Below are 13,137 nucleotides of genomic sequence, written 5' to 3' on the forward strand. Positions count from 1 at the left end.
CAATCCTAATAAATATAAATATTTATGCCACACGAAAAAAACGTGTAGTTCTGTTGGTACACCTAAGGTGTACTATGTTTTAATGTTCTATTGATCTTCCAATAGAACGTACTGTACTGTCATTGTATATACTCCGGGTTCTGCATGAGCAGAATTTCCATTACCTGAAGCACCCCCAACTAATACTGAGTTTGCATTGGCAGAAGAAACGATGTTTTCTGCAACAGAAGCATCAGCATTGAAAGCATTTGGGAAAATTGCCGGGAATCCGGGTAGAATTCTATAATCCATGACAAATTCAAAATTGGTTCCGATTCCATTATCTGAGATGTAACTTCCTGCCGGCATATATCCGTTTGTGATGTCATCTGAAATACCGCTATGTCCGGCAATGTATTTTCCGGTTCTGTTAGGTGGAGTAGGCGTTCCATTTGGACTTACATACAAGCTGTTTCCTCCATTGGCTCTAAAAGGATCAGCAAAGCTTTGACTGTAATCTGGATAAAGAGCATTACTATTTGTAACACCATTGTTTACTTGACGTTGTCTTAATTCAACTAAGCTTAAAGGAATGTCTGCAACTGAATTTACAGTTGATTTGTAGCTTTCTTCCTGATCCCAAAAAGTACTTCCGTTTGGACTCTTACCAGTTGATCTTCCCACAGCATAAAGATCCCACTTTACTGTAGAAGTTACTTTAATTACCGTAGCAGCATTGTGAGTAATACCCTTGTAATACTTGCTCTTTTCGTCAAAAACAAAGTTGATCATCTCCGGAGCTGTCATGTCGATTTGAAGTATAGGCTGGAGATCCATTCCAATACTTACTCCTTGTTGATTGCTCTTCTGAGCATTTGCGAATGATACCGCACTTACCAGTGCCGTGATCGCCAAGAATTTAAAAATAGTTTTCATAATATTTAATTTTAGGATTAACATTATTTTATCGGTTCGCAGCAGGCCAAACCAATAGGGGTTTAGCCTGTACAAACCATTACAAATCTTGGGGACGTTATGTGTATTCTTTGTATTGAAGCTTTGAAAAACTCAATACAACGTCACATTTTTAGGAGGGTATGTGATCGTCATTTCCATGAACTTAAAACCTTACTTAGGAGGTAGGTCTATTAGATTTTTTCTATCCAGTTCATTATTGTTTCGGTAGCACTTTTGTCGATGTTGTATAAAACATCAGCATTCAATGTTCCCGAGGTCAGGTAGTGGTTTAAATTGTCCAATACCTTAACAGTGATTAGGGGATTTTTGATTTGTTTTAAACGATTTACTTCCGAGATGGGGTCTACATATTTATCCTTACTTCCAATAAGGTAAATAGTCGGAATCTGAAGTTGCTTGTACGCTTCTTCATAATCGTGTTTGTATAAATCTATGTGTGTGTAGCTCCAGAATTTAATGTCTTGCAATTCAAAACCTCTTTTTTTGATGGCTTGAATTCCTTTTTCTCTGAGGGCCGTATCACTAATAGAAGAATATTTATTCTGATTAGTGATGTACACTAGGGTATCAAGTAAGCTTACAAGTTCTTTTTTAGATCTGTTCTTTACTTGATAATTAGGAAGGGTTTGTATTTGATATCTTGATGCATCTGAAAAACTTTTAACAGGAGATGCAATTTGAATTAAAAAATCGATTTGGTTTTCAGGATCACTTATGATCTGATGAGTCACAATAGAGGCCATTCCACCAAGGCTATGTCCTAAGACGCCAATCTGCTTGTTCTTTAGAGTTGATAAAGATCGTAAGTGTTTGATGGCATAAGCAAGATCGTAGGTGAGGCCTGAGATAGCGGTTGTAAATTTTCCTTGTGATTTTCCAACACCACGCTCGTCAAAACGATATACAGCGATGTTATTCTTGAGAAATTCTTCCGCTAATTTATAATGGGAATTTCTGGTGTCTTTACCAGATCCGGGAAGTATGATGACAACTTTTTTGTAGGTCGATTTTGGGGCAATAAACGTCCCTGACAACTTCAAGTTATCACTCTTATTAATAAAATCAATCTCACTAAAGACATAACTGTCCTTATCCCCAATCTCTCTTTCATGAGAGAAAACGGTCTGAGCATAACTTAACGGAGCTATATACAATAGCACCATTAGCATCATGGCTTTCATTTCTTATTAAATATAATTAAGCGTTACACTATCCTTATATCTAATTTTAGGGTTGTTTACTTTGGGAGTATAGTTTCAATAATCAGTAAACTAAGGGGCGTCTACCTAAAATTTTCCTGGGGACGAAGCTCTTTTTATATAGGCTTCTGGAAATTTTGTGCAAATATAAGGAAAAATAGCACAGGGACAACACATGTTTAAAATTTAAAAATGTGTTAACTAACAAGTTAAAGATCACTACTAAGATAATAAAAAAAACGCTACAATATGTAGCGTTTTTCCTTAATCTCTGTATATCTTCTCATAAAGGTCTTTATAAATCTCTTTAATAATCTTTCGTTTCATCTTCATGGTTGGAGTTAATTGTCCACCATCAATAGACCATTCTTCCGGTGTTAGTTCAAATTTTTTAATCTGTTCCCACTTACCAAAATTCTTATTGCACTCATCAACTTCTCTTTGAATTCTGTCGATGACAATTTGTGAGGCGGCAATCTCTTCACAAGATTTTCCTATCGAATGATCTTTACGATCTATCCAATCTTGAATGAAAACAAAATTAGGTTGAATAATAGCCGCAGGCATTTTTTCACCTTCACCCACAACCATTACTTGTTCTATGAAACGAGATTGTTTTAATTCTCCTTCTAATAATGGAGGAACTACATATTTTCCTCCGGATGTTTTAAACATTTCTTTGGTACGCCCTGTGATTTTTAAGAAACCACCTTCATCAACCTCTCCTTTATCTCCGGTATGGAAATATCCATTCTTAAGAACTTCAGCTGATTTTTCAGGATCTTTATAATATCCTTGCATGATATTAGGTCCTTTAGCTAAGATCTCTCCATCTTCGGCTATTTTTACTTCAACACCATCAATAATTCTTCCAACTGTACCTATTTTAAATCCTTTGTTTCTTTGATCGTTTACTGAGATTACCGGAGAAGTTTCTGTTAATCCGTAACCTTCCATGATTGGCATTCCTGCAGCAGCAAAGAAACGAGTAAGCCTTGGTTGTAAGGCTGCACTTCCTGATACCATCAGGTCTAAACGTCCGCCTAACCCGGCTTTTATTTTTGAGAAAATAAGCTTTTGAGCAATCTTTAGCTTTCTTTCGTATAGCCAACCATTTGCACCATACGGTTTGTATTTTAAGGCAATTTCAATAGCCCAGTAGAATAATTTCTGCTTGAATCCGGAAAGTTCTTCACCACGACCATATATCTTATCAAACACTTTTTCATACAACCTAGGAACGGCTGTCATTACGTGTGGTCTTACTTCTTTTAAGTTATCACTCATCTTTTCTATCGACTCGGCAAAATGAATCTCCACACCACAGAGTTGATATAAATAGAGAATCATACGCTCAAAGATGTGACATACAGGTAAGAAACTCAAAGCCACAGCATTTCCTTGGTTTAGAGGAACTCTTTTTTCACTGGCAAGCACATTGGAAACAATATTCCAGTGAGAAAGCATTACTCCTTTAGGCCTACCGGTAGTTCCTGAGGTGTATATTAATGTAGCCAAATCATCTTTATCAACAGCATTCTTTCTCTCTTCAACTTCATTTTGATTGCTGTCATCCGATCCTAATTCAAGAACTTCTTTCCAATTCTTTTCTCCCGCTATTTCATCAAAGGTGAAAATGTCTTTTAGTTTCGTATTTCCTTTGATCTGATTTAACTTTTCAAGAATAGTCTCATCAGAAACAAAACAATAGATAGATTCTGAATGATTAAGAACATATTCATAATCCTCTTTAGAAATAGTAGGGTAGATAGGAACGTTTTGTGCTCCAATCTGTAGAATTCCTATATCTACTACATTCCATTCAGTTCTGTTATTTGTAGAGATAACTGCGATCTTATCATTCGGTTGTACACCTAATCTCAACAAAGCCCTACTTATTTTATTGGCTTTATTGATATATTCATCATTAGAAGTGGCTACCCACTTATCACCATATTTGGTAACTAGGGTTTTCTCCAAATTGTATTTTTTTTGGGCATAATAAGGAAAGTCGAATAATCGAGTGATCTCTGTAGACATATATTCTGTGTGTGTAAAATTTGTGAAATGGCAAATTACGAAAAAGCAATAGATTTCGCAATACAGAACCTAAGAGTCTTATTTCCTTATGAATTGTAAATTCTCTGATACAGATCTCGATGTTTTTCTAAGATGATCTTTCTTCTCATTTTCATGGTAGGAGTGAGGTGACCCGACTCAGTAGTCCATTCTTCTTTTGTGATCTCAAAGTCTTTTACCTGTTCCCATTTTCCAAACTTCAAATTGTATTTATCTACCTCTTTCTGTATCCTTTTTCTGAGTTTTTTACTGGTATTGACTTGCTTTATTTTATAGCCTTTTCTTTTTGCCCATTCAGAAACAAAATCAAAATTTACTTGGATGATTGCAGCCGGCATTTTTTCTCCTTCGCCAACTACCATGATCTGTTCAATGAATCGCGATTTTTTAAATTCACTTTCTATAACGGCAGGAGCAATGTACTTTCCGCCAGAGGTCTTAAAGATTTCTTTTTTTCGATCTGTAATTCTTAAAAAACCATCTTTATCTAACTCTCCAATATCTCCGGAATGTAAATACCCGTCTTTAATGGTTTCTGCTGTAAGATCTTCTCTTTTGTAATAGCCTTGCATTACACAATGCCCTTTCATCAGAATTTCGCCATCTTCAGCTATTTTAATTTCCACACCTTCCAAAGGTTTTCCAACGGTTCCGATTTTTAGTCCTTGATTTCGTAGATCGTTTAAGGTAGCACCGGGTGAAGATTCTGTCATACCATATCCTTCATAAATAGGAATTCCGGCCGCAGTAAAAACACGTATCAACCTAGGTTGAAGTGAGGCACTCCCTGACAACATAAATTCTAATTGATTCCCTAAAGCTTCTCTCCATTTTTTGAAGATAAGTTTGCGAGCAATGTTCAATTGGAAATAATACCAACCATTATTTTTTCTGTAAGGTTTGTATTTTTCTCCTAGCTCCAAAGCCCAAAAGAAAAGCTTTCTTTTAATTCCGGATAACTGACTTCCTTTGTCTACGATCTTGTCAAAGATCTTTTCTAAGAGTCTGGGAACAACAGCAAGCATATGAGGTTTAACTTCTCGTATATTTTCTCCTAATTGTTCAATACTCTCTGCAAAGTAAACTGAGAAGCCCATAAGAGTAGCGTAATAAGAAGCAGCTCTTTCAAAAACATGACTTACGGGTAAGTAGCTAATTACTTTTTTCCCGGGGTCTTCAATATTTAATCTTTTGGCAGTGGCCTTGATATTTTGGACAATATTATCATGTGAAAGCATAACTCCTTTGGGAGTTCCGGTAGTTCCAGATGTATAAATAATTGTGGCAATGTCTTTAGGTGAAATAGAATTTTTAAGTGCATCAACCTGAACCTGTAAAGAAGTATCTTCTCCCAGTTTTAAAAATGAATCCCAACCGATTTCAGAATTAGCATCAAAGCGAAATATCTCTTTTACTTTAGTTTGTGCTTGTACAGATCGAACTTTCTCATAAATATCATCTCCGGCTACAAAGCAATAAGTGGCATCTGAATGATCCAAAACATATTGATAATCACTTTCAGATAGAGTAGCGTATAGAGGTACATTCTGAGCACCTATTTGCAAGACACCTATATCCAGAAAATTCCATTTGGGTTGATTTACAGGGACAATTACAGCGATCTTATCGTTGGGTTGTACTCCAAGAGTTAAAAGAGCTCTGCTTACGGTATTAGAAATAGCTATATAATCTTGTGTAGAATAGCTTGTCCATGCTCCGTTGGTTTTCTCAACAAAGCAGTGTTGCTGTGGGAAATGTTCTTGTTGAAAGTAGGGACAATCAAACAGACGAGTGATTTGTTCCTTCATCTAGTTAGTTGTTTGTGCTTACAAGATAAAAAAATAATAGGTCTCAAAGAATGAGACCTATTAATGGTTTTGATAATGTCGTCCCCTAAAACAATATCGACCAAATTTTCGGTTGTAAAGTTAGTAAAGGGACTTGTGTCGTTTATGGGTATTTTTACCCGTTTATTGATTGTTTAGTAAATATTTTGAGAAGCTTTTCCCGTTTATTTTCGTGTATTTTGAGTCGATATCGTAAGCAACTTTCATCCCGGCAATGTCAAATTTACCTTTAACTTCTGTGTACTTGATGTTTAGGTCTTCTTCGAACTTTGCATTCTTAAAAGAAACCCCATCTTTGAACTTTGTATACTTGAAAGTAGCAGATTCTTCAAATACTGAATTGGAGAAGCTTATGAAGTTATCAAATTTTGCATATTTGAATGTTGTGTCTTCTTGGAATTGAGCTCCTTCAAAAGAGGCATTTCTTTCAAAACGAGAATACTTGAACATAGCTTTTCTCTCGAACGTACAGTTTTTGAAGATCGCATTGTCCTCAAAACTGGCAACAAAAGTATAACCACTGTCTTCACCATCAGGAATGTATGCTAAAACATCATCTTTAAAAGTACAGTTCACAAAAGAAACTTTGGTTTCAATAAGATTTTTTACTGTGTTGCTTCCACCGTTGTTCCACCATCTTCTTTTTCTTTTTGGAAGGTCTTCCAACTTATCTTCCATATAAGTAAAGTCTAAAACACCTTCTATAGTTGCATTGCTAATGGTAACATCTTTTCCGGCTTTGATATCCTTAATAATATCATTGGCGTTTATTGTTTTTTGAGCAAATCCTACAAAGGCTACAAGAGTAAAGACAAAGGTGAGTAGCGTAATTTTATTTTTCATGGTCTAAGGTTTTAATACACTCTAAAGACAAAGGTGCTATTTTTTTGTGACAGTTTTGGGTAATTATTTTTGGTTACGTATTACTACCCGTTTTAAGAAATACAAATTTCTACCTTAAAATAATGTTCTGATAATCAGGTACTTTATGCTAAGAGTTTGTGAAACCATTGCTATCCAAACTTGAAATTTAATTATTAACCCAAAAATTTTACAATTATGGGAGTCGTAGTACTTTACGCAGCAGGTATCAGAGAAGCAGTAGCTTCTAATGATATTGAAAAAATGAAAGCAGTTGCAGCACAAGCTGAGGCAACTATTAGAGCACATGGAGATTTGCATGTTGCTTACCTAGACTTAGTAAAAGCTATTCAAGGCTTTGAAGGAAAAGGTAAAAAAGGTAAAGGTGGTAAGAAAAAGTAATTCTTAGCATTTTTTTAGGTTTAAGAGAGAGTTCTCTCTCTTAAACTTTTTCTAATCATTAATTTAATTCCTCATGAAAGAAAATTCTACTAGATATCGTATAAGAGATGATTATAAAACAGCCACTCCAGTTCATGTAGTGTGGGAGATTACTTTGGCTTGTAATTTAAAGTGTTCTCATTGTGGCTCAAGAGCCGGAAAAGTAAGACCCGGAGAGTTAACTACTGAGCAGTGTTTTGAGGTCATAGATAGCTTAAAAAGGTTAGGAACCAGAGAGATCACTATTATTGGTGGTGAAGCTTTTTTACGTAAAGACTGGTTGGATATTATTAAAAGAATTGATGAAAGTGGCATGGAGTGTTCAATGCAAACAGGAGCTTACAATTTGAATGAAATGCGAATTTTTGCTGCGAAAGAAGCCGGAATTAGAAATATAGGAGTTTCTATTGATGGACTTCCGGAAACACACAACGATATTAGAGGAAGGAAAAAATCTTTTGATCATACGATGCGTTGTTTAGATCTTCTAAAAGAGTTTGATATTCCATCCAGTGTTAATACTGTGATTACTAAAAAGAATATTGATGAATTAGACGAATTGTTAGATATCTTCATCGAGAAAGGAGTAAAGAACTGGCAAATTCAATTAGCTGTGGCAATGGGAAATGCAGTTGATAATTCGGATGAACTTTTATTGCAACCGTATGAGCTAATAGACTTTTACGATAATCTTGTAAAGATCTACAGAAAAGCACTTGCTAATAGAATACTAATACAGGCAGGGAATAATATTGGATATTTTGGACCTTATGAATATATCTGGCGTCAAGGAAACGAAGGATATTTTACCGGATGTTCTGCAGGGCATACAGCCATTGGAATAGAAGCCGACGGTAGAGTGAAAGGTTGTCCTTCTTTACCAACTTCGGATTATACAGGGGGGAATGTGAAAGATATGGACATTGAAGATATTTGGAAGTATAGTGAAGAGATGTTTTTCTCCAGATATCGTAATAAAGAAGAGCTATGGGGTGGCTGTAAAGGATGCTATTACGAATCCTCGTGTTTAGCGGGTTGTACATGGACTAGTCATGTACTGTTTGGAAAAAGAGGGAACAATCCATTTTGTCATCACAGAGCATTAAAGCTCGATAAAGAAGGAAAAAGAGAACGCATTCGAAAAATACAAGAAGCAGAAGGAGTTTCCTTTGATTATGGTTTGTATGAAATAGTTGTTGAAGATAAAGAAGGAAACATCATTGAAGTGCAAACACCAACTTCAACAGAAGTAGTTGAAAGTGATTTTGGAAATCGTATACCAAGAGAACCGGAGGCATTAAAATTATGTCATGGTTGTAATAACTACATCTATGAGTCTAAAGAGGTATGTGATTTCTGTGATCAAGAAGTAGCAGAAACTGACGCTCGATATGAAGAAGCAATGCAAAAGGCAAAAGAAGCTTTAAAACGTATGGAAAAAGCCATGGAAAAACATGCTATAATGCTTGATAAATAAATGGAGTCATTCAATCACATTTCGAACTTTATTTCTACCAAGGCTTCTGAAATAGAAGAAACATTTGATCTTGGAGATCTAACTGTTAAGTATGGGCTACAGTCTTTTAGATATGGTACTTCAGATTATTTAGAAGAGTTGTTTCAAACACTAACCCTTACAGACAATACTGTTTTCTACGACTTAGGGAGCGGATATGGAAGAGTTATCTTATACGGAGCATATCATTTTCCTAAAGTTCAATTCAAAGGAATTGAGATCATAGAAGAAAGAAATGATGTCTGCGACCAATTGATAGGTGAATTAAAATTGAAAAATATCAAAACCTATTGTACAGATTTTTTCGAAGTCGACATTAATGATGGAGACATCTTCTATATTTTCAACCCATTGCATGAAGCTATGTATGAAAAGCTTCTTGAAAAACTAAAATCAGTGGCATCTAAGAAGAATATCACAATAGTCGCAGAATCCAAATGTGATGTATTTGACAAAACCGAATGGTTATCAAACTACAAAACAATTGACTACGATATAGATATTCGAAAAAAAGTAAAGTTCTATAGGTCTGTTATATAACAGAGGTTAAGAATTCTTCTCCTCAATCCATTTTCTAGCATTCACAAAAGCTTCTAGCCAAGGAGAGACTTCGTCTTTTCTTCCTTCAGGATAGTAAGCCCAGTTCCATTGGAACGTAGAACGTTCTATATGTGGCATTGTTACCAAATGACGTCCTGTTTTATCACACATCATTGCTGTGTTGAAATCAGAACCGTTAGGATTATGAGGATACCCTTCATAAGAGTATTTGGCTACAATATCATATCTATCTTCTGTATATGGAAGATCAAATTTCCCTTCTCCGTGTGATATCCACACTCCTAAAGTAGTTCCTGCCAATGTAGAAAGCATTACCGAGTTGTTCTCTTGAACTTTAACAGAGGTAAACGCACTTTCGTGTTTTCTAGAATCGTTGTAGGTCATTTTTCCATGCACCTCATGATCAGGGTTGATCAAATCCAATTCCATCCACAATTGACATCCATTACAAATCCCAACACTCAATGTATCTTCACGGTCAAAGAAGTTCTTTAATGCTTTGTTTGCTTTTTCGTTGTACAAAAATGCTCCGGCCCATCCTTTTGCTGATCCTAAAACATCTGAGTTAGAAAAACCTCCAACTGCTCCAATAAACTGAATATCTTCTAGGGTTTCACGACCAGAAATAAGATCAGTCATATGAACATCCTTCACATCAAATCCAGCCAAATACATAGCATTGGCCATTTCACGTTCAGAGTTGCTTCCTTTCTCTCTAATAATAGCTGCTTTAGGTCTTGGTTTCGTAGCATCTATTTTAGGAAGTTTTCCTGTAAAATGAGTAGGAAACTCGTAACGTAAAGGCTGATTCTTATAATTGTCATAACGCTCTCTCGGAAGATCTCCTGCTGTTTGCTTTTGATCGAGTAGGAAAGAGGTTCTGTACCAAGTATCTCTTAATTCTGAAACAGATAATGAGTAATTTACCGAGTGATTTTTGATGTTCAATCGATCTCCGTCAGTTACAGTTCCAATCTTTGCAAAATCGATATTGTTTGCAGTTAATGCAGCTTCAATATCATCGTTTTTCGATTGAATGATCACTCCTGCATTCTCTGAGAACAATAACTTGATAGAATCATTCTCTTGTAAAGAAGATAGATCAATATCTGCACCTGTTTCAATATTTGCAAAACACAATTCTAACAAAGTAGTAATCAAACCTCCGGAAGCCACATCATGACCTGCAACGATTTGTTCTTCTTTGATAAGACCTTGTAATGTGTTGAATACTGACTTTACGTAATCAGCACTCTTTACAGAAGGAACATCGTTTCCTATCTTGTTCACCACTTGCGCAAAAGAACTACCTCCTAATTTAAAGTTATCTTGAGATATATTGATATAGTAGATACTTCCTGCATTTTTTTGGAATACAGGTTCAACTACCTTGGTAATATCATTACAATTTGCCGCAGCAGAAATGATCACAGTACCCGGAGAAATAACGTCTTCATTAGGGTACTTTTGTTTCATTGACAATGAATCTTTTCCTGTAGGAACATTGATTCCTAAATCGATAGAGAATTCAGAAATAGCTTTTACAGCTTCGTATAAACGTGCATCTTCACCTTCATTTTTACAAGGCCACATCCAGTTAGCCGACAAAGAGACAGATTGCAATCCATCTTTTAAAGGAGCCCAAAGGATATTAGTTAATGATTCGGTGATAGAATTTCTACTTCCTGCTACAGGGTCGATCAATCCGGAAATAGGAGAGTGCCCAATAGAGGTAGCAATTCCTTCTTTTCCTTTATAATCCAATGCCATAACACCAACATTATTCAAAGGAATTTGTAATTGCCCAACACATTGTTGTTTGGCTACTTTTCCTCCAACACAGCGATCTACCTTATTGGTCAACCAATCTTTACAAGCCACAGCTTCTAACTGTAATACTTGAGATAGGTATGTTTCAAATAAAGCTGGATCGTAAGCTACAGCTTCGTAGTTTCTGTCTATAGTTCTATCATTCATGATGGTTTTTGGAGAAGAGCCAAACATATCGCTCAATTCCAAATCCATTGGTTTGTTTCCATTGGATGCAGATTCAAATGTAAACCTGTGATCTCCGGTTACATCTCCAACCTGATACATAGGAGAACGCTCTCTTTCTGCAATTTTTTGTAAGGTATCTATATGATCTTCGGCAATAACCAATCCCATTCTTTCTTGAGATTCGTTACCAATGATCTCTTTGTCTGATAGTGTAGGGTCACCAACAGGAAGCTTATCTAGGTCGATCTTTCCTCCGGTTTCTTCTACTAATTCTGATAAACAATTTAAATGTCCACCTGCACCATGATCGTGAATAGAAACAATAAAATTTTCATCATTTTCTACCATTCCACGTACAGCATTGGCTGCTCTTTTTTGCATTTCTGGATTGGAACGTTGTACAGCATTTAGCTCTATACCGGTAGAAAACTCACCTGTATCTGCAGATGATACTGCAGCACCTCCCATTCCAATACGATAGTTGTCTCCTCCAAGAATCACTACTTTATCGCCTTTGGAAGGAGTATCTTTTTGTGCTTGACTTTCTTTTCCGTATCCGATACCACCTGCAAGCATAATTACCTTATCGAATCCAAGTTTTCTCGCATCTTCTTCGTGTTCAAACGTAAGTACAGACCCTGTAATTAAAGGCTGCCCAAATTTATTTCCAAAATCAGAAGCTCCGTTAGAAGCTTTGATCAGAATGTCCATAGGTGTTTGATATAACCATTTACGTTCTTCCATATTTTCCCAAGGACGGTTTTCTTCTAAACGAGAATAAGAGGTCATATAAACAGCAGTTCCTGCTAACGGAAGTGAACCTTTTCCTCCGGCCAAACGATCACGAATTTCTCCACCGGAACCAGTAGCAGCACCATTAAAAGGCTCTACAGTAGTAGGGAAGTTGTGTGTTTCTGCTTTTAAGGAGATTACAGAATCAAAATCTTTGGTCTCGTAATAATCAGGAATATCAGCTCTTTTAGGAGCAAATTGCTCTACTTTAGGACCTTTGATAAAAGCTACATTGTCTTTGTAAGCCGAAACAATATCGTTTGGATTTTGTTTGGATGTTTCTTTGATCATCTTGAATAATGAAGTAGGTTGCTCTTCACCATCAATCACAAAAGTTCCGTTAAAGATCTTATGTCTACAGTGTTCTGAGTTTACCTGAGAGAATCCGAAAACTTCAGAATCTGTAAGCTTTCTTCCAATTCTTTCTGATAGTTCATTTAAATACGCAATTTCTTCATCACTCAAAGCCAAACCTTCTTGCTCATTATAAGCAGCGATATCTTCAATTTCCTGAATAGATTCAGGTTGGATATCAATAGTAAAGGTTTCTTGATGTAAACTATTGAACTTTTGAAGGATCATAGGGTCATAGTCAGAAAAATCTTCTGAAACAGTTGTAAACTCTTCAATTCTGAGAATTCCTGTGATTCCCATATTTTGCGTAATTTCTACTGCGTTTGTACTCCAAGGAGTAATCATAGCTGCTCTTGGACCAATAAAAAAGGCGTCAAGAGACGCCGCGTTTATTTTATGTTGATTTCCAAATAGCCAAGTTAATTTTGAGATGTCTTCTGAAGATAACTCTCCCTGTGCTTGAACAGCAAAAACCTTACTGTTTTGGTTTCCAAAGAAATGGATCATTCTATATGAATTTGTATCGTTGTGT

9 protein-coding genes are annotated in these 13,137 nt (G+C 36.0%); 3 read left to right on the forward strand and 6 right to left on the reverse strand.

What is annotated here, in order from left to right:
* Window positions 1-87: 87 nt before the first annotated feature.
* The 5 genes from ACFSRZ_RS08660 to ACFSRZ_RS08680 form a co-directional block, all read right to left on the reverse strand.
* On the reverse strand, window positions 88-915 hold the full coding sequence (locus ACFSRZ_RS08660; protein ID WP_379666153.1) for a hypothetical protein: 828 nt from the start codon (window positions 913-915) through the stop codon (window positions 88-90).
* Between the two features lie 212 nt (window positions 916-1,127).
* Window positions 1,128-2,138 (reverse strand): alpha/beta hydrolase, encoded by a 1,011-nt coding sequence (locus ACFSRZ_RS08665; RefSeq protein WP_379666154.1) that lies wholly within the window; start codon window positions 2,136-2,138, stop codon window positions 1,128-1,130.
* A gap of 282 nt (window positions 2,139-2,420) precedes the next feature.
* Window positions 2,421-4,196, reverse strand: coding sequence for an AMP-dependent synthetase/ligase (locus ACFSRZ_RS08670; protein WP_379666155.1), 1,776 nt, complete (start codon window positions 4,194-4,196; stop codon window positions 2,421-2,423).
* Window positions 4,197-4,282: 86 nt separating this feature from the next.
* Window positions 4,283-6,043, reverse strand: coding sequence for an AMP-dependent synthetase/ligase (locus ACFSRZ_RS08675; protein WP_379666156.1), 1,761 nt, complete (start codon window positions 6,041-6,043; stop codon window positions 4,283-4,285).
* Window positions 6,044-6,205: 162 nt separating this feature from the next.
* A complete protein-coding gene (locus tag ACFSRZ_RS08680) occupies window positions 6,206-6,925 on the reverse strand; it encodes a pentapeptide repeat-containing protein (RefSeq protein ID WP_379666157.1) in 720 nt (239 codons plus the stop codon).
* A 216-nt stretch (window positions 6,926-7,141) separates the two neighbouring features.
* On the opposite strand from ACFSRZ_RS08680, the gene ACFSRZ_RS08685 reads away from it, so the two are divergent.
* The 3 genes from ACFSRZ_RS08685 to ACFSRZ_RS08695 all read left to right on the forward strand — a co-directional run bounded on the left by ACFSRZ_RS08685 (window position 7,142) and on the right by ACFSRZ_RS08695 (window position 9,440).
* Window positions 7,142-7,345 (forward strand): DUF1843 domain-containing protein, encoded by a 204-nt coding sequence (locus tag ACFSRZ_RS08685; RefSeq protein WP_379666158.1) that lies wholly within the window; start codon window positions 7,142-7,144, stop codon window positions 7,343-7,345.
* Between the two features lie 73 nt (window positions 7,346-7,418).
* Window positions 7,419-8,861 (forward strand): radical SAM protein, encoded by a 1,443-nt coding sequence (locus ACFSRZ_RS08690; protein WP_379666159.1) that lies wholly within the window; start codon window positions 7,419-7,421, stop codon window positions 8,859-8,861.
* Window positions 8,862-9,440 (forward strand): hypothetical protein, encoded by a 579-nt coding sequence (locus ACFSRZ_RS08695; RefSeq protein ID WP_379666160.1) that lies wholly within the window; start codon window positions 8,862-8,864, stop codon window positions 9,438-9,440.
* A gap of 6 nt (window positions 9,441-9,446) precedes the next feature.
* On the opposite strand, the gene purL is transcribed toward ACFSRZ_RS08695, so the two are convergent.
* Window positions 9,447-13,112 carry a phosphoribosylformylglycinamidine synthase gene (gene purL, locus ACFSRZ_RS08700; protein WP_379666161.1) on the reverse strand — a complete coding sequence of 1,222 codons (3,666 nt, stop codon included), beginning with the start codon at window positions 13,110-13,112 and terminating at the stop codon, window positions 9,447-9,449.
* Window positions 13,113-13,137 lie beyond the last annotated feature (25 nt).

It is taken from the genome of Pseudotenacibaculum haliotis, from assembly GCF_042684245.1.
Taxonomy (GTDB): domain Bacteria; phylum Bacteroidota; class Bacteroidia; order Flavobacteriales; family Flavobacteriaceae; genus Polaribacter; species Polaribacter haliotis_A.

Excerpts from the sequence above, each read along its gene's own strand:
- ACFSRZ_RS08660 (WP_379666153.1), bottom strand. The coding sequence starts at position 915 with ATGAAAACTATTTTTAAATTCTTGGCGATCACGGCACTGGTAAGTGCG.
- ACFSRZ_RS08665 (WP_379666154.1), bottom strand. The coding sequence starts at position 2,138 with ATGAAAGCCATGATGCTAATGGTGCTATTGTATATAGCTCCGTTAAGT.
- ACFSRZ_RS08670 (WP_379666155.1), bottom strand. The coding sequence starts at position 4,196 with ATGTCTACAGAGATCACTCGATTATTCGACTTTCCTTATTATGCCCAA.
- ACFSRZ_RS08675 (WP_379666156.1), bottom strand. The coding sequence starts at position 6,043 with ATGAAGGAACAAATCACTCGTCTGTTTGATTGTCCCTACTTTCAACAA.
- ACFSRZ_RS08680 (WP_379666157.1), bottom strand. The coding sequence starts at position 6,925 with ATGAAAAATAAAATTACGCTACTCACCTTTGTCTTTACTCTTGTAGCC.
- ACFSRZ_RS08685 (WP_379666158.1), top strand. The coding sequence starts at position 7,142 with ATGGGAGTCGTAGTACTTTACGCAGCAGGTATCAGAGAAGCAGTAGCT.
- ACFSRZ_RS08690 (WP_379666159.1), top strand. The coding sequence starts at position 7,419 with ATGAAAGAAAATTCTACTAGATATCGTATAAGAGATGATTATAAAACA.
- ACFSRZ_RS08695 (WP_379666160.1), top strand. The coding sequence starts at position 8,862 with ATGGAGTCATTCAATCACATTTCGAACTTTATTTCTACCAAGGCTTCT.
- purL (WP_379666161.1), bottom strand. The coding sequence starts at position 13,112 with ATGATCCATTTCTTTGGAAACCAAAACAGTAAGGTTTTTGCTGTTCAA.